The sequence below is a fragment of the Sinorhizobium alkalisoli genome, assembly GCF_008932245.1.
GTDB lineage: Bacteria > Pseudomonadota > Alphaproteobacteria > Rhizobiales > Rhizobiaceae > Sinorhizobium > Sinorhizobium alkalisoli.
This window is the reverse complement of record NZ_CP034909.1, coordinates 2,858,207-2,875,856: the sequence shown is the minus strand read 5'-3', so window position 1 is coordinate 2,875,856 and position 17,650 is coordinate 2,858,207. Positions and strand designations below refer to the sequence as shown.

The window sequence follows — 17,650 nt, the reverse complement described above, 5'->3', positions numbered from 1 at the left end:
CGCCGGCTTCAAGCCCCCAGCTTGCGCTCATCGGCACGCCATCGCCGCTCGAAGACGAAGGTGGCAAGATCGTTCGCACCCATGGGCCGCGCGAAGGCATACCCTTGGAGGCCGTGGCAGCCGAGTTCCTCGAGAATGGCGGCATGCTCCAGCGTTTCCACGCCCTCGGCGATCACCTCGATGCCGAGCGACGTGCCAATGTCGATGATCGATTCCACCAGGCGCCGCTGCTGGACCGACTCGCGGATCGGCAAGATCAGTTGCCGGTCGATCTTGAGCCGGCGTGGCGTCAACTTCAAAAGGCTGACGATGGAGGCATAGCCGGTGCCGAAATCGTCGATCTCGATGTCGATGCCGAGCTCCTTTATGCGCCGGATATTCGACAGCACCGTCAGGTCGTTCTCGTCGAAGGATATCGATTCGAGCAGTTCGAAGGAAAGCCGTCCTTCGGGAATGTGCATCTGTTCCAGCCGCTCGATCAGCCGCTCGTCGCTCAGGCGCGAATAGGAGAGATTCACGGAGACCTTCGGTATGCGGACACCATTCGCCTCCCACCGGCAGATCTGGAAGAGCGCCTGCTCCAGGATCGTCTGATCGATTGCCGCGACCACGTTGATGTCCTCGGCCGTCTTCAAAAAGGCATGCGGACCGATGAGCCCTTTGGTCGGATGGTCCCAGCGCGCCAGCGCCTCTACGCCGATCACCTCCAGCGACTTCGGACAGAATTGCGGCTGGAAATGCGCGACGAATTCGTTCTGCTCGAGAGCGCGAAGGATTTCGTCGGCGGTCTGTTTGGTCTTGAAAACCTCGGTCTTGAGTGCACCCGTGAAGGTTTCGTGGCGATTGCGGCCGCGGCGCTTGGCCTCGTAAAGCGCGATATCGGCGTTGACCAAAACCTGGGAGAGTTCGTCCGCGGCGGCGGCCTGGGCAGCGATGCCGATGCTGACGCCGATGCGGCATTCCTGGTCCTTGTAGCGCACCGGTGTGCTCATCGCCTCGATAATCCGTGAGGCCAGTGCGGCATCATCGTCCGGACTGTCGCTTGCACGGATGATGACGAATTCATCCCCGCCGATTCGTCCGACGAAGTCGCCCTCGCGCGCATTTTCCTGCAGCAGCGCGGCGGCATGCCTGAGGATCTCGTCGCCGGCGGCATGGCCGAGCGTGTCGTTGATTTGCTTGAAGCGGTCGAGATCGATGTGAAAGATGCTGAGTTTTGCCCCGGGATCGAACTGCATGCTGCGATCCGCCAGGATCTGGTCGAGGAAGCGCCGATTGGGCAATCCGGTGAGTGGATCGTGAAGCGCATTGAATTCCATGCGGTGGCGCGCGGCCTCCAGCTCGGCGCTGTGCGCCTCTGCAAGGCGCTTGGCTTCCGAAAGCCGCGCCCGCGTTTCGATATCGGCCGTTACGTCCCAGTTGACGCCGACGATCTTGCGTGTGCCGCTTTCGGCGAGATAGGTGGAGCCGATGGCGCGGATATGGCGAATCCGGCCGCTGGGGAGGACGACGCGGAATTCGGAATTATAGGCTCCACCCGTGGCGACCGCTTCGGCGAACTCCGCTTCGGCACGTGCGCGATCGTCCGGGTGCAATCTCTCTTCCCAGTCGGCGGTCGTCGTGCCCACATGCGATCGAACGCCGTAGAGCTCCTTCATCCGGCTGTCCCAGAGCAGCCTGCCGCTGTCGATATCCACCTCCCAAATGCCGATCTTCGACGCGTCGAGCGCGATCTTCAAGCGGTGAGACAATTCTTGGAGCAGATCCTTGCTGCGCTTCAGCGCCCGGATATTTTCCTGGCGCTCCGTCGTCAGGCGGCCGGTCATGATCATCGGACCGACGATCGTCAGGCCACCGAGCAGGATCAGCAGGCGAACCGTCCAGGCATTTTGCGGCGTCGCCGGCCATCCGCCCTTCGGAACCGCCGCGATGCGCCAGGAGCCGCCCGGCAGAGCAACATCTATCTCGACCGGCGTTTTCCGGAAGATCGTCGCATCTCCGAAGAAGACGGAACCATGGCGCCCCAGCCCGTCGCGACCGGCGATGGCTATATCGATGTCGAGATCGGGCGAAACCAGGCCGCTGTCGCGATAGAGCTGATCGATATCGATGACGGCCGAGACAAGGCCCCAGAAGCGCTTTCCCTCACCGGTTATCACCGGAAAACGGCCGATCAAACCCTGTCCGCCCTGCACGAGCTCGACGGGGCCGGCGAGCACGAGCTTTCTCGTCTCCATCACCCGCAACGCGCCCGCACGCTGCTTTTCATTGTTGCGATAATCGAGGCCAACGGCCTTTTCGTTGCCTTCGACCGGATAGACCATCGATACGACCAGATCCGGGGCGGCCGCTAGGTTGCGCAGCTGTGAGCGCTCGGTGAAGATGCTTTGCGCGAGTTCGGCAAAGCGTTGCTGCTGCATCTCCGGTTCGGTGGCGATCGTGCCGATCAGACCGCGGACGAGTTGGATGTTGCCGTTAATGCTGTTCTCGAGCTTTGAATGGATCGGCGCCAGTTCGTCGGCAACGAGCGAGCGCGTGCGCGCTTCCGAAATGACCCGGTTTTGATGGTCGGCAAAGATCCCGGCAACTATCACGACAATGGTAGCGATAGCCGCCGGGAGGTAATTCGGGGTCAGGAATCGCGAAAGCCGGGACTTTCCGACGTTGTGGATGTTGTTATCTGGCACAAGACTACCCAGCAGACGCGCACGCACATGGTCGCAGCGATGATTCCAGATTCTCCTTAACAATTCTTCATGCGTCGTAGCTGAAATAGGATCATGCCCTTGCGGCGATCATCGCCTGCAGGGTTTCCAGACGGTCGGCGTCGCGCGGCAGCTTGTCGGGCCGCAGGCGGGAGATGCGTGGAAAGCGCATGGCGACGCCCGATTTGTGGCGCGTGGAACGGTTGATGCCTTCGAAGGCGACTTCGACGACGAATCCGGCGTCGGGTTCTGCCCGCACGGCGCGAACAGGACCGAATCGCTCGACAGTGTTGTCGCGCACGAAGCGATCGAGGATTTCGAGTTCGGCGTCGGTGAAGCCGAAATACGCCTTGCCGACTGGAACGAGCGCCGTTCCGTCTTCCCCTCCCGTCCAGACACCGAACGTGAAATCGGAATAGTAGCTGGAACGTTTGCCGTGGCCGCGTTGCGCATACATCAGCACCGCGTCGATATTGAAAGGTTCGCGCTTCCACTTGAACCAGGGGCCTTTGACGCGGCCGGCCAGGTAGGCGGAATCGAGCCGCTTCAGCATGACGCCTTCGATCACCGGATCCGGCGGGCTCGAGCGCAGGCGGTCCAGTTCCTCCCAACTGGAAAAGGGGACCAGCGGAGAGAGGTCGAAATGTTGCGGCGAGGAAGAGTCGATCATGGCGGACAGAGCTTCGCGGCGGACATGAAAGGGCTCGGGCCGGATGTCCTGCTCGCCGGAAAACAGGATGTCGTAGCCGCGGATGAAGGCCGGAAAGTCCGCAAGCAGCCTGCGGCTGACGGTCTTGCGGTTCAGGCGCTGCTGCAGGTCGGCGAAGCCGCCCGTCGCGCGGTTGCTACGCGCGGTCCCGCCGATCAGCAACTCGCCGTCGATTACGCCGGCGAAGTCGGCGGCATCGAGGATTTCCGGAAAGGCGCCCGAGATCTCATCGCCGCTGCGCGAATAGAGGCGTCGCACGCCACCGCTGTTGGCAAGCTGCACTCGGATGCCATCCCATTTCCATTCGGCCGCGAAATCGGCGGGATCGAGTCCCTCGAGTTCGCGCTCGGCGACCGGCGTCGCCAGCATCACCGAGTGAAACACGGCGGGCGTCTTGAGCACAGGCATCTCACCCTCTCCACTGAGCCAGAGGAAGAGGGGCAGATAGGGCGGTGCCAGGCCGTGCCAGAGCCTCTCTATCTCGCCGACATCCTTGCCACCCATGGCGGCCAGCGCCTGTTTGGCGAGCCGCGCCGAGACGCCGATGCGCAACCCGCCGGTGACGAGCTTCAAGAAGGCGAGACGGCCGGAAGCATCGAGCTGGTCCAGCGTGTCGCGCACGAGCGAGCGCACTTCGGTGCGTCCCGTCCTCTGGAGGCGTTCGACGATCTCTCCCAGGGGAATGTCCGCCGGTACGACGTCGGCCGGTGGTTCCCAGGCCAGCGAAACCGTCTCGGCGAGATCGCCCACATAATCATAGGAGTAGTGGAACAGGACTTTGTCCATGCGCTCGAGCAGGAGGTCCCGGATCAGGGCCGGCTTCACGGCGTGGAGCGAAAGCGTGCCGGCGATTGCCGCCAGCGCATAACCGCGGCTCGGGTCCCGGGTGGTACGGAAATAATCGACGAGCAGCCGGATCTTTGCGTTTCGCTGCGGCGTCAGCACGAGGCGGTTGAGGAGTTCGGCGAAGGCCCTCATCGCTCACTCCCCTTCGTCTTCGTAGCCGACGAGGTGCAGCGGGCGTGCCGGGATACCCTCCAACTCGCACCAGCGCACCAGGGCCTCTTCGCGGCCGTGCGTCACCCAGACCTCGCCTGGCGCGATCTCCCGTATGGTCTGCGTCAGTTCCGCCCAGTCGCAATGATCGGAGATGACGAGCGGCAGTTCGACGCCGCGCTGCTTCGCTCGCTGGCGAATAAGCATCCAGCCGGATGCAAAGGCGGCGAGCGGCTCGGCGAAGCGCCGCGCCCAGCGATCGGAGAAGGCCGAGGGAGGGCCGACGATGATCGCGCCGGCGAGGTCCGGCCGATTCTCGCCCTCGACCGTGGCGTGGCGGATCTCGCCGAGATCGATACCTTCGCGCTGGTAGTACTCGCACAGTTTTGAGAGCGCGCCATGGATGTGGATCGGGGCATCATAGCCCTGCCGGCGAAGGAGGGCGATGACGCGCTGCGCCTTGCCGAGCGCATAGGCGCCGACCAGATGGGCACGCTCGGGGAATTGCCTCAGCGACTGAAGCAGCCGGGCAACTTCCGCCCTGTCGTCCGGGTGGTGGAAGACCGGCAGGCCGAAGGTCGCTTCGGTGATGAAGACGTCGCAGGGGACGGGCTCGAAACTGAGGCAGGTCGGATCCGGCCGGCGCTTGTAATCGCCGGAGACGACGATCCGCGTTCCATTCGCTTCAATCGAGACCTGCGCCGATCCGAGCACATGGCCGGCCGGATGGAAGCGCAAGCGCACGCCGTCGATGACAATTGTTTCTCCGAGGCGCGCAATCTCGCTCGCGCCGCAAAAGCCGTCGCCATAGCGCAGCCGCATGATGTCGAGCGTCTCGCGTGTCGCAAGCACATGGCCATGGCCGGCGCGGGCATGATCGGAATGGCCGTGGGTGATCAGCGCCCTTTCGACCGGCTGCACCGGGTCGATGTAGAAGTTTCCCTTTTCGCAATAGAGCCCCTTCGGGGCGGGATAGAGCAAAATCTCCGGCTTCATGCGGATAAAGATAGCCGGCCGACGCCCGCCTGCCAGCTATCCAAGGCAAGTTTTTTGGCGTCAACGGACCTTCGCCAGCGTTTCACCGATAAGCTTGAGGACGGCTTCGGCATCGATGCCGATGCAGGCCCGCTGGCTCGGCAGTCCGTCCCAGGCATTCGGCGGGAAGAGACGTCCATCCGGCTTCTGGATCGTCTGCCCATCGGCGATGCCGCCGCAAAGAACGCGGATGGCGCCGCTGCGGGTTTCGAAGAGTTCCGGTGCGACGACATAGGCGCAGGCGCAGCTGTCGTGCACGACCATGCCGTCGTCGACATGCTGCTCGTAGAAGGTGATGTAGAAGCGCGAGATATCGGCGAGCAGCCGTGCCGCCGTGCCGCCGCGCTCGGCAATGTCGGCGAGGACGGCGCGCGTCATCACCGTCTGCGAGGTTACGTCGAGTCCGACGACGGTCACCGGCCAGGGCGCCGTCATCACCATGTCCGCGGCCTCCGGGTCACCGTGGATATTGGCTTCGGCCGCCGGCGTGATGTTGCCGGGCACGTCGAAGGCTCCGCCCATGATGACGACCTCCTTGACCAGGAGCGCGATGTCAGGGTCGTTGCGGACCGCCCGCGCCAGATTGGTCATGCGGCCGACCGCCACGAGCGTCACTTCGCCGGGATTGGCGCGCACGGTGTCGATGATGAATTGGTGGGCCGGGCGGGGATCGAGCGGCAGATCGATCCCCTTTGGCACGTCGATATTGCCGAGCCCGTCATGGCCATGGATACCCGTCGGCCAATCGGCATGCGGCCGGCTCGGATCGAATGTTTCTCCGAGGCCGCGGGCGACCGGCGCGGCGATGCCCCAGGCTTGCTTCAGAAAAAGTGCGTTGCGCGTGGTCGTCTCGATAGAGGCGTTGCCGAAGACAGAGGTGATGCCGATGAGATCGATGTTCGGGTGCCGGTGCAGGAAGAGAAGGGCCATCGCGTCGTCGACGCCCGGATCCGTATCGAAGATGACCTTGTGCATGATGTCGCCTGTTCTTTCCGGCGGGTTCCCCGCCTCATTGCCTGTTGTTGCGTGCGGGCGGCAATGGACAAGGTGCGGGCGAAAGTCAATCGCCTGCGGCGCGGCCCTTCCGAGAATGAGGATACTCAAGCGGCTGCGATCCGCCCGTTGGCGGTGCTTAAACTTTCCGAAAGGGTGCGTCGCTTATCCTTGCAGGAATCCACTGGTATTCCCTGCAATCCTTACGACGAGCGCGGAGCCGAGCGTGAAGGTTATCCTGAGTAAATTGCGTCCTTCGAAGCGCCTTGTGCTTATGCTGTCCGCGGCCTTTGCCGTTTCCGCCGCTTCCGGCGCCGCTGCCGTTTATGTCGGCGGCGACCGGCTCATGTCGCACCTCGGGCAACCCTCACTCTCGGGCCTTGCCTGCACGACGCTCAGGACAGTGAAGCTCGATCACCATGGCCAGCGCTGGATCCGCATGCATGTGAAGACGGACAGGGCAAGCGGCCCGGATCGCGTCCGAACGGCGCTGCGCGTCGTCGGGGCGTTGGCAAACAGGGAAAAGGCGGATCTCTACCAAGTGGTGGTGCTGGATGCTGCCGGTCCGGAGGAGCGCGCGGCGGTGCGCGGCGCGGCGATCGGTGCGGAGGTGCTTTTTGCCCCCGGGCCGCGAAGCGTCATCGGCATGGATGAACCGTTCCGTGCCTCCTATAACGACGGGAAGGCCAATCGGATCGGCATGTTTCACGGCAATGTGGTCGATCTCGAACTCGACGATGTCCGAAGCATGATGGCCAAAATGGACGATCGCTCGCTGTGCCTCGAGTCCGAGGGAACTGAGATTGCGCAGGCGAGCGAGAGCGCCGCGCATGGGAGCCACTAGCCCATCGCATCACCCGAAACCCCGGAATCTTTGGAAAGCCCGCCGCTCGCGCGGCAGGCGCCCTTTTTCGTCGACTGCTGCTTCGCTCAATCGACTTTGTGGCGGCGGGCCGGGAAGAGGATGATATCGCGGATCGACGGCGAATTGGTGAGCAGCATGATGAGCCGGTCGACGCCGATCCCCAACCCGCCGGCGGGCGGCATGCCCTGGTCCATGGCTTCTAGGAAGTCTTCGTCGAGCGTCTTTTCCGTCTCGCCGCGGGCGTGGGCCTGTTCCATCTGCTCGACCATGCGGGCGCGCTGTTCGACCGGATCGTTGAGCTCGGAGAAGGCATTGCCGATCTCCCAGCCGTTGCAATAGGTCTCGAAGCGCTCCACGAGCCGCGGCTCGCCCGGCACTTCCTTGGCGAAGGGCGAGATATCCTTGGGGAAGTGGACGACGTGGGCGGGCTGTATGAGCGTCGCCTCGACCCTTTCCTCGAAGACGAAAGCGAGAACTTCGCCCCACGTCGCGTCCTTCTCGATCTCGAAACCGGCCATTCTTGCGGCCTCGCGGGCTTCCTCATCGGTCTTAATCGCAAGGAAATCGATGCCGGTCGCCTCCTTTACGGCCGCCGGCATGGAGACGCGCGGGAATGGTCCCTTGAAAGAGAGCTGCTTGTCGCCGAATTCGAACTCGGTCTTACCGTGCACCGCCAGCGCCAGCGCCTCGAACATGCGTTCGACGAGGCCCATCATGTCCTCGTAATCCGCATAGGCCCAATAGCACTCCATCATCGTGAATTCCGGATTGTGCCGGGTGGAGACGCCTTCGTTGCGGAAGTTGCGGTTGATTTCGAACACCTTGTCGGTGAGGCCGGAAACGAGAACGCGCTTCAGGTAAAGCTCGGGCGCGATGCGCAGATACATGTCGAGCTTCAGCGTGTTGTGATGGGTCTTGAAGGGTTCGGCCGTCGCACCGCCATAGATCGGCTGCAGCATCGGCGTTTCCACTTCCATGAAGCTCTCGTCCTCAAGGAAGCGGCGCAGGCTCGAGACGATGCGGCTGCGCTGCTGAAAGCGCAGCTTGGACTCCTCGTTGACCATGATGTCGAGATAGCGCTTGCGGTAGCGGGTCTCGATGTCGGCGAGGCCGTGATACTTCTCCGGCATCGGCAAAAGCGACTTGCAGAGCATGGTGATCTCTTTCGCGTTCACCGTCAGCTCGCCCCGCTTGGTGCGCCGCACCTCGCCGGTGACGCCGATGATATCGCCGAGGTCGATCATCGGGAGCAGGGCCCGCGCCTCTTCCGGCGCCGTATCCTTGTGCGAGAAGATCTGGATCTTGCCGGATGCGTCATGGATATCGATGAACATGCCGGAATTGCGCGAGGAGAAGACGCGGCCGGCGACCGTTACCGTCTCGCCGCTTTCCGTCTCCGGTTCGAGCCCGGCGTATTTTTCGGCAAGTTCCGCATTGGTGATGGTGCGATGGAAATGCGCCGGGTAGACGTCGCCGACCTGCTCGCGCAGGAGTTTCAGCTTCTGGGCGCGAACCTCGGTCGCGTCGGAGGAAAGGCCGGCGTTTTCAGTCGTCTGATTCATCGTCTTGTCCTTACTTTCCGCCGCCGACCATCGAAGCGACGACCTGAGACGCCACCTTCAGGCGCTGGCGCACGACCGCGCGGCCGAGCAACTCCATTGAATCGAAGAGCGGCAGCGAGCGCTGCGAGCCTGAGACGGCGACGAAGAGCGGCGCGACGATCGCCTTCAGCTTCTTGCCGGTCGCTTCGGCGACGGCGCGCAGTTCCGCCTCGATCGACTCCTTGTTCCATTCGAGGATCTTCTCGAGATGCGGCTGTACCGTGTTCAGGATTTCCAGCATGTCCTCGGGCGAAGCCTTGACGCCGGCAAAGGCGGCGGGCTGCAGGCCGAGGTCCGACTTGAACAGGAAGGCGGCGAGGTCGGGCAGTTCACCGAGCTTGGAAATACGCGACTGCGAGAGCTTGAGGCCTTCCATGAGGCGGTCGTTCTCGCGCGCCCAGGCGAAGACGCGGGCGGCGAATTCTTCTTCGGAAAGCTTCTCGCGGATCCAGCGGGCGTTCAGCCAGTCGAGCTTCTGGACGTCGAATATGGCGCCGGCCTTCGAAAGGTTTTCCGGGTCGAATTTCTCCGCCAACTCGTCGACCGTCAACAGCTCTTCACCTTCTGCGATCTGGATGAAAAACAGGCCGAGGAAGTTCATCAGCGCTTCAGGCAGGTAGCCGAGCGCGGTGTAATAGGAGATCGACGTGGGGTTCTTGCGCTTCGACAGCTTCGACTTGTCGGCGTTGCGCATAAGCGAAAGGTGCATGAACTTCGGCGGTTCGAGGCCGAGATACTGGTAGATCAGGATGTGCTTCGGCACGGAGGCGAGCCATTCCTCGCCGCGCGCGACATGGGTGATCTTCATCAGGTGGTCGTCGACGACGTTCGCCATGTGGTAGGTCGGCATGCCGTCGGCCTTGAGCAGCACCTGCATGTCGACCGCATCCCACGGGATCTCGACGTCGCCGTAGACGCCGTCGTGGAACTTGCAGGAGCCTTCCGTCGGGATCTTCATGCGCACGACGTGGGGCTCGCCGGCGGCGACTCGCGAGGTCACTTCCTCGGCTGCAAGGCTGAGGCAGAGACCGTCATATTTCGGCGGCTTGCCCGCGGCGCGCTGCGCCTCGCGCATCTCTTCCAGCCGCTCGGGCGTGCAGAAACAGCGGAAGCCGTGGCCGTTTGCAACGATCTTCTCGACATAGGGCTTATAGATATCCTTGCGGTCGCTCTGGCGATAGGGACCGTAGGGGCCGCCGATATCGGGACCTTCCGACCACTTGAGGCCGCACCATTCCAGGGCATCGAGCACCTTCTTCTCGAATTCCGGCGTCGAGCGTGTCGCATCGGTGTCCTCGATGCGCAGGATGAACTCGCCGCCATGCTTCTTCGCGAAGAGATAGTTGAACAGCGCGATGTAGGCGGTACCGACATGCGGTTCGCCGGTGGGGGAGGGCGCGATGCGCACCCGGACTCCTGAATCTGCCATGGTCTTGCCCGTCTTGACGTGCTTTGGGGCCCTCTGCCGGAGCGTACTCCCGCAGGCGGGGCGCCTTTTTTATGGGAAGGAAACGCCCGCAAGGGCGCCGCACCAGCGGTATCGGCGGGCAATTCCAGTCGGCAGGGGTGAGACCATAGAAAGCCCCTCCTGTCAACGGAAACCGGAAGGAGACGCTTCGGTAGCGGTGATCGTGCCGCGGGACGGCGGAGCCCGCTCATTCTCATGGAGGTCCGCGATGCCGACCCCCATATCGAGGGGCGGCTAGAGCGCGTTTCGATCTGCCTGGATCAGATCGGCGCTCTAACGCTTTCTTTTTGACGCATGATCTTGTCGATCCTCGTTTCACTCCGGTCGGATCATGCGCTAGTGGAGCTTTTCCGCCCGCCTCTTCAGACGAGCATTGCGGGCCATCATATTCAGCCCCTCGACCAGCGCCGAGAATGCCATGGCCGCATAGACATAGCCCTTCGGGACGTGGAAGCCCATGCCCTCGGCGATCAGCGTGGTGCCGATCATCAGCAGGAAGGCGAGCGCCAGCATCACGATGGTCGGGTTCCGCTCGATGAAGTTGGCGAGCGGCGTTGCCGCAAGCAGCATGACTGTAACGGCGACGACAACCGCGGCCACCATGATCGGCAGGTGCGGCGTCATGCCGACAGCGGTGATGATGCTGTCGACGGAGAAGACAAGGTCGAGCAGCAGAATCTGGCCGATGGCTGCGGTGAAGCTGTTGATCGCTGAGGTGGCGATGAAATCCTCCGCGTGATCTTTCGGATCGACGCTGTGGTGGATTTCTTTCGTCGCTTTCCAGACAAGGAACAGGCCGCCGGCGATCAGGATCATGTCCTTCCAGGAGAAGCCGTGCCCGAAGGCTTCGAAGACCGGCTGGGTCAGTTGCACGATCCACGCGATTGTTCCGAGCAGTGCCAGGCGCATGATCAGCGCAAGGCCGATGCCGATGCGGCGGGCACTGACACGGTGGGCTGCAGGCAACTTGTTGGTGAGGATCGAGATGAAGATCAGGTTGTCGATGCCGAGCACGACCTCCATGACGATGAGCGTCACCAGGGCGACCCAAGCCTCGGGACTTTGGACGAGTGTGAGGATTTCCTGCATCGGCGATCTTTTCCTTTCCTAGACCAAAGCAGAGCGGGAACCCGCTCCGGGCGCGTCGTCGCGCAAGATCGCCGCAGTATTTAGGGATACTTCTGAAAGTCGCAAGCGCCGCCGCGCCTTTCGCGGCGGCGTTGCGGCATGATGCGCTCATTCCTTTATGGGTACCCACATCTCGACGACGCCCTGGCCTGTTTCCGGATCGAAGCGCTCGTCATAGCGTTCGATGAGGTCGGGGGTCTGGCCATGCTCGAGTCCCGATTGCGGAAACCAAGACCCGAAGATGTGTTGAGCCGTGTTGGAGATCGCGGAAATGTGCCCTCGATGCAGGAACACCGCATAGCGTTGCTTCGGCAGCTTCAGGGTCGAAAATCCGTTCGGCAGCGAGTCCGCGTCTTCGACTTCGACGGCGGCCATGTAACGGAAGCTCCCGGTCGCCGCATCCGCGTGGGTGCAAACGCCGTAGGCGACATTGCCGCGTTGGCCCGGGATGTTGCCGAAATAGGTGTTGAAGCGCTGCCAGAGGGAGGGGATGCCCTCGGTGCGATTGTAGGTATAAGTCTCCGCCAGGCCGGCGAGGAGAAGCGCGGGGCCATCCTCGAAGCGCGGCGCGTCGATTTTCAGGGTGCGTGTGTCGTCCATTCTGATGGGCTCCATCAGTTCGATGTTGCGAAAATGCCCTTGCTTGCGGATGGATTCGGGAGTCACGCCGAATTGCTCGCGAAAGGCACGGGTGAAGGCCTCGTGCGAGCCGTAGCCCGCATCGAGGGCCACCTCGAGAATGGTCGAGTTGCCGTCGGCGAGGAGGCGTGCCGCCCCGCTCAGGCGGCGCCCGCGGATATAGGTGCTGATCGAACGACCGGTCGCAAGGCCGAAGACGCGCGACAAATGATAGCGCGACAGCCCGGCGGCCTCGGCAATCTGCTCCAGCGATATATCTCTGGCGAAATGGCTTTCAATGAACCAGATCGCCCGTCCGATGGCACTCATGTTCACTCCCGTGGCAGACGATCCAGCTGATACGGCCTCGCAGGCGGACACGTTTGATCGCAATTGCGGGATTGGACGAGAATGGCGCTGCGTGTCCCGGGGTGCCGTTTCAGCCGGTTTGCGATTTCTGCCCATAGGCGGCCATGAAGACGCGGATGGCTGAGCTCACGTTCTTTTCCAACTGTGCGGCCGGAACCGCGTCGCACATGCCGAAGAGGCGGCCCTTGAAGAGGCCGGCCATGGAGAGCTCGATGAACTGTTTCGCTGCCAGCTCCGTATCGTCGATCGACAGCATGCCCTTGGCCACCTGCCGGTCGAGATAGGACTTCAGGACGGTATAGCCGTTTTCCGGCGTAGCGGTGAAGAAGCGTTGTGCCAGCCGCGGCATTCGGTCGATGACACCGAGCACGGTGCGCATCGCGCGGATCGTGTAGTCGGAGGTGATGCTGGTCACGAGGGCCACGCCGAAATCGTGAAGCGCGACCTCAATGGAGTCATGATCGTTCAGCAACTGTTTGATGCTGCTGACGATGCGGCTGCGCTCGCGCGCGATCAACGCCTCGAACAGGTCTTCCTTGTTCTCGAAATAGACATAGAGAGTGCCCTTTGAGACGCCAGCCTCGCGGGTAATGTCGTTCATACTGGCTGCATCGAAGTTGCTGCGCATGAAAACGCGTTTGGCGCCCTCGAGAATCTGCTCGCGCTTCACCGGATCCGCGCCGGCGGGTCGCCGGCCGCCGCTCGTGGACGGCTGTTCCTGCTCCTGCGGATGCCTTTCCTGCTGGTCGCTGTTCGATGGCTTCATGATTGCCGGGCTTCTCCACTGCTTCGCGTTGGTTTCTGGAGCCGATCCAAAAACCATAGGCGCGATCGGATCCAATAAAAAGAAAGGGGTACTGAGCGGTCGGCGCCTCTTACCACTTTGTTTTTCGAACCGATCGGTTCGATTTGCACTTGATATGCGGCGACAAAGGCCCTATGTCAAGCGACATCGAACCGAACGGTTCAGTCAATTTTAGCAATCATTCATTCAGACCGGTGTCCCCATGTCCAGCAACAGCATCTCGAGCGCTGCCCGCGTCCGTCCCGTCGACGATGACTTCGAAGTCAAGGACCTCACCGGCAAGGTCGAGGCTCCGAGCGGCGAAGCGGCGTCGGCGAGGGGACGGCCATCGACCGATACGGCAGCGCCTCAGAAGAAGCGCCGAAACCCGATACTTCCGGTTCTGGGCCTCGCGTTGCTCGCGGCGGGCGGCTGGTATGGCTATGACTGGTGGACGAACGGCCGCTTCATGGTCACGACCGACGACGCCTATATCGAGGCGGATATCGCCACCATCTCGCCAAAGGTGTCTGGCTATGTCGCCAAGGTCAATGTCGTCGCCAACCAGCACGTGAAGGCCGGCGCCTCGCTCGTCACGCTCGACGATGGCGACTATCGCATCGCGGCCGAGCAGGCCGAGGCGCAGATTTTGACGCAGAAGCTGGCGCTCAGCCGCTTCGACGCGCAGATCGCCGGCGCGAAGGCAAGCCTCAACCAGGCGCAAGCGCAGAAGGAATCCTTCGAGGCGGCGCTCAGGGGCGCAGAACTGGCGCAGAAGCGAGCCAGCGATCTGCAGTCAAAGGACTTCGGGACCGACGCCGCTCGCGACAGCGCACAGGTTGCACTGGACCAAGCACGCGCGAACCTCGTCGGCGCGGATGCCAATATCGCCGCGGCCCAGGCTAATATCACCGTGCTCCAGGCGCAGCGCCAGGAAGCGGAGAGCACCATCCGATCGCTTGAACTTGCGCGCGACAAGGCGAACCGCGACCTCGCCTTCACCGTGCTGAAGGCGCCCTATGACGGTGTCGTCGGCAATGTCGCGGTCCAGGTCGGCGACCTCGTTTCCGCAGGACAGCGCCTTGCGGCGCTCGTGCCGGTAAACGCGCTCTATATCGACGCCAATTTCAAGGAAACGCAGATTGCGGATCTGGTGCCGGGTTCCAAGGTCCAGATCCATGTCGACGCCTATGACGGGCACTCCATCGAAGGCACCGTCGCGTCGATTTCGCCGGCCTCCGGCGCGGTCTTCTCACTGCTGCCGGCGGAAAACGCCACGGGCAACTTCACCAAGATCACCCAGCGCGTCCCGGTCCGCATCACGCTGCCGGCCGATGCGCTCGCCAAGGGCAATCTGCGCGCGGGGCTGAGCGTCGTTGTCGACGTCGATACCCGAACGGCCCCGAAAGGCGCGACGGTCGCCGAGGCGAAGTAAGCGACAAGCGAGGAGTGCCCAGGATGGCGGCAACGGCAGCAGCGGGCGTCGTGGCGGCACGCGCCGTCGGCGCGGAAGAACGCATGGACCCGCGGCGGCTGATCGCTTTCCTGGCTATGGTGGTCGGCATGTTCATGGCGATCCTCGACATCCAGATCGTTTCGGCCTCACTTGCCGAAATCCAGGCGGGGCTCTCCGCCGGCTCGGACGAGATCGGATGGGTGCAGACTGCCTATCTGATCGCCGAAGTCATCATGATCCCGCTGTCGGGCACACTCGCCCGCATCGTTTCGACGCGCGTGCTCTTTTCCGTCGCCGCCGCCGGTTTCACGGCGGCTAGCGCACTCGCCGCGACCGCTACCAACATAGAGCAGATGATCGTCTACCGTGCGATCCAGGGCTTTATCGGCGGGGGCATGATTCCCTCGGTCTTTGCCGCCGCCTTTACCATCTTCCCGCCGTCGAAGCGCAACGTCGTCTCGCCAATCATCGGGCTGATCGCGACGTTGGCGCCCACCATCGGCCCGACGGTCGGCGGCTATCTGAGCCACGCCTTTTCCTGGCACTGGCTGTTCCTCGTCAATGTCATTCCCGGCATCATCGTTGCGTCGCTGACCTGGACCTTCATCGACTTCGACAAGCCGGAACTGGGACTGATGAAGAAGTTCGACTGGTGGGGCCTTCTTTCGATGGCAATCTTTCTGGGCTCGCTCGAATACGTGCTGGAGGAAGGCAACGCCAATGATTGGTTCAATGACACACATATCGTCATGGGCGCGGTCGCGGCCGCGCTCGGTGCCCTTGTGTTCTTCCACCGGGCATTCGCGGCGGAATTTCCTGTGGTCGATCTCAGGGCCTTCGCCAACCGCAACTTCACATTCGGCTCACTCTTCTCCTTCGTCATGGGCATCGGTCTCTACGGACTCACCTATCTCTATCCGCTCTACCTCGGCCGGATACGCGGTTATGATTCGCTGATGATCGGCGAGACCATGTTCGTCTCGGGCCTCGCCATGTTCTTCACCGCGCCGGTCGCAGGTTTCCTGGCGGGGCGCCTCGATCCCAGACTGATGATGGGGATCGGCTTTGCGGGATTCGCGGCGGGCACCTGGATGATGGGCCATTTGACCGCGGACTGGGACTTCTGGGAACTGTTCGTGCCGCAGATCCTGCGCGGTTGCTCGCTGATGCTCTGCATGGTGCCGATCAACAATATCGCGCTCGGTACGTTGCCGCCCGAGCGCGTCCGCAATGCCTCCGGTCTCTTTAATCTGACGCGCAATCTCGGCGGCGCCGTCGGACTTGCGATCATCAATACGATCCTGACAGCGCGGCAGGATTTCCATCACGCCCGACTTGCCGAGCACGTTCAATGGGGCAATCCCGAGGCGGTGGATCGCCTCAACAGCATGGCGGCGAATTTCGACGCCTATGGCCTTGACGGCACGACCGCCGCCGTCAAGCAACTGGCCGCCATGGTGCAGCAACAGGCGGCGATCATGTCGTTCGGCGACATATTCCTGCTTTTGACCGCACTCTTCCTGGTGATGATCACCGGCGTCCTGATGATCAGCAAACCGCAGGATGGCAGCACCGGCGGCGGGCATTAAAGGCTACGAATCCCTCATCCGCCCAGCTACCCCGCATAGGGCGGAGGGAGATGCGGCAACTTTCCAGCCGCTCTTTGCCTGTGCTAGGCGTTGGCGGAGAGAATGGTGGCCGTTGTGCTCCCGTTCCGTTGCCTTTTGCGGGACAAGCGTGAGGGGCCACCACGGTGCAAGAGTGTCAAACTCGTTGCGGGCGTTTTTGTATTGAACCATCCCCTCCTGCCAATGGCGCCCTCAATACATTTTTGATTTACGTACATCAGAAATTCCTCTAAGGGGATTCCCGAGGAGGAGAAGATGCGCCCAACCGTTCACGATATCGCCGCCGAAGCGGGCGTCAGCCTGGCCACCGTCGACCGGGTGCTGAACAAGCGTCCGGGCGTCCGGGCCGTGACGCGCGACAAGGTCGAGCGGGCGATCGAAACGCTTGGCTACGTACGCGACGTCACGGCAGCGAACCTTGCAAAGGGCCGCACCTATCCGCTGGTTTTCATCGTTCCGGCGGGCGACAACTCCTTCATGCGCGGCCTGGAGGTCGAAGTCAGGGCGGCGATCGCCCGCTCGGCGGCGGAGCGCACGGAGATCACCATTCTGTCGGTACCGGCCTTCAATCCGCAGGCGTTGGCGGAGGCACTCGAAGAGGCGCATCGGCGACAGCCGGCAGGCGTTGCCGTCGTCGCTATCGATGCGCCAGAAGTGACCGCGGCGGTGAAACGTCTTCGCGACGACGGTATTGCCGTTGTGACTCTCGTCTCGGATCTGCCGGGTTCGGCGCGCGATCATTTCGCCGGCATCGACAATATCGCCGCCGGGCGCACGGCCGGCAATCTGATCGGACGCTTTCTCGGCAGCCGCGAAGGACCGGTCGCCGTGCTGGCCGGCTCCATGCTCGTGCGCGATCACAGGGATCGGCTTGAAGGCTTTCATGCGGTGATGCGCGACCATTTCGGCGCCCGCGCGCTGCTGCCGGTAATCGAGGGCCAGGACGATGCGGTGCTCGCCCAGAAGCTGGTCGCGGCGCTTCTCGCTGCGCAGCCGGATCTTGCCGGCATCTATAGTCTCGGCGCCGGCAATCGCGGTCTCGTCGCGGCGCTCGAGACGGCGGGCAAGGCGGAAACGATCTGCGTGGTTGCACACGAACTGACCCCCTATAGCCGCGCCGCGCTTGTCTCCGGAACGATCGACGTGATCCTCAACCAGGATGCCGGCCACGAGGTCAGGAGCGCGATCCGCGTCCTCAAGGCCAAGGCGGACGGCCTGCCGGTGATTGCGGCGCAGGAACGCATCCGCATCGATATATTCCTGAAGGACAATCTGCCGAACGGGCAGGCTTAGGA

At 62.7% G+C, this 17,650-nt stretch carries 13 protein-coding genes; 4 read left to right on the top strand and 9 right to left on the bottom strand.

Annotated elements, in window-relative coordinates:
• Positions 1-8: 8 nt before the first annotated feature.
• From EKH55_RS13900 to EKH55_RS13885, 4 genes are all read right to left on the bottom strand, one after another.
• A complete protein-coding gene (locus EKH55_RS13900) occupies positions 9-2,687 on the bottom strand; it encodes a bifunctional diguanylate cyclase/phosphodiesterase (protein WP_069459301.1) in 2,679 nt (892 codons plus the stop codon).
• 91 nt (positions 2,688-2,778) lie between these two features.
• A complete protein-coding gene (locus tag EKH55_RS13895) occupies positions 2,779-4,392 on the bottom strand; it encodes a cisplatin damage response ATP-dependent DNA ligase (RefSeq protein ID WP_151611618.1) in 1,614 nt (537 codons plus the stop codon).
• A 3-nt stretch (positions 4,393-4,395) separates the two neighbouring features.
• Positions 4,396-5,406, bottom strand: coding sequence for a ligase-associated DNA damage response exonuclease (locus EKH55_RS13890; RefSeq protein ID WP_069459051.1), 1,011 nt, complete (start codon positions 5,404-5,406; stop codon positions 4,396-4,398).
• Between the two features lie 60 nt (positions 5,407-5,466).
• Positions 5,467-6,420, bottom strand: coding sequence for a nucleoside hydrolase (locus EKH55_RS13885; protein WP_151611617.1), 954 nt, complete (start codon positions 6,418-6,420; stop codon positions 5,467-5,469).
• A gap of 244 nt (positions 6,421-6,664) precedes the next feature.
• Here EKH55_RS13885 and EKH55_RS13880 point away from each other — a divergent pair, with 244 nt between their 5' ends.
• A complete protein-coding gene (locus tag EKH55_RS13880) occupies positions 6,665-7,282 on the top strand; it encodes a hypothetical protein (protein ID WP_069459053.1) in 618 nt (205 codons plus the stop codon).
• Between the two features lie 86 nt (positions 7,283-7,368).
• Here the strand turns inward: EKH55_RS13880 and lysS are convergent, their stop codons facing one another.
• The 5 genes from lysS to EKH55_RS13855 form a co-directional block, all read right to left on the bottom strand.
• Entirely contained in the window at positions 7,369-8,865 is a 1,497-nt protein-coding gene (gene lysS, locus EKH55_RS13875) for a lysine--tRNA ligase (protein WP_151611616.1), read from the bottom strand.
• Positions 8,866-8,875: 10 nt separating this feature from the next.
• The gene (gene gltX / locus EKH55_RS13870) at positions 8,876-10,333 is read right to left on the bottom strand and encodes a glutamate--tRNA ligase (RefSeq protein WP_151611615.1); all 1,458 of its coding nucleotides are present in this window, start codon (positions 10,331-10,333) and stop codon (positions 8,876-8,878) included.
• 375 nt (positions 10,334-10,708) lie between these two features.
• Positions 10,709-11,461, bottom strand: a complete 753-nt coding sequence (locus EKH55_RS13865) for a TerC family protein (protein ID WP_069459056.1) — start codon at positions 11,459-11,461, stop codon at positions 10,709-10,711.
• A 147-nt stretch (positions 11,462-11,608) separates the two neighbouring features.
• Complete coding sequence (locus EKH55_RS13860) at positions 11,609-12,448, bottom strand: AraC family transcriptional regulator (protein ID WP_151611614.1); 840 nt, start codon at positions 12,446-12,448, stop codon at positions 11,609-11,611.
• Positions 12,449-12,557: 109 nt separating this feature from the next.
• Complete coding sequence (locus EKH55_RS13855; protein WP_069459058.1) at positions 12,558-13,253, bottom strand: TetR/AcrR family transcriptional regulator; 696 nt, start codon at positions 13,251-13,253, stop codon at positions 12,558-12,560.
• A 241-nt stretch (positions 13,254-13,494) separates the two neighbouring features.
• Between EKH55_RS13855 and EKH55_RS13850 the strand changes: the two genes are divergently transcribed.
• The 3 genes from EKH55_RS13850 (at position 13,495) to EKH55_RS13840 (ending at position 17,648) form a co-directional block, all read left to right on the top strand.
• Positions 13,495-14,706: an HlyD family secretion protein gene (locus EKH55_RS13850; protein WP_151611613.1), complete on the top strand. Its 1,212-nt coding sequence runs from the start codon at positions 13,495-13,497 to the stop codon at positions 14,704-14,706.
• A 23-nt stretch (positions 14,707-14,729) separates the two neighbouring features.
• The gene (locus tag EKH55_RS13845; protein WP_151611612.1) at positions 14,730-16,316 is read left to right on the top strand and encodes a DHA2 family efflux MFS transporter permease subunit; all 1,587 of its coding nucleotides are present in this window, start codon (positions 14,730-14,732) and stop codon (positions 16,314-16,316) included.
• Positions 16,317-16,610: 294 nt separating this feature from the next.
• Positions 16,611-17,648 (top strand): LacI family DNA-binding transcriptional regulator, encoded by a 1,038-nt coding sequence (locus EKH55_RS13840; RefSeq protein WP_069459061.1) that lies wholly within the window; start codon positions 16,611-16,613, stop codon positions 17,646-17,648.
• The last annotated feature ends 2 nt before the right edge of the window (positions 17,649-17,650 follow it).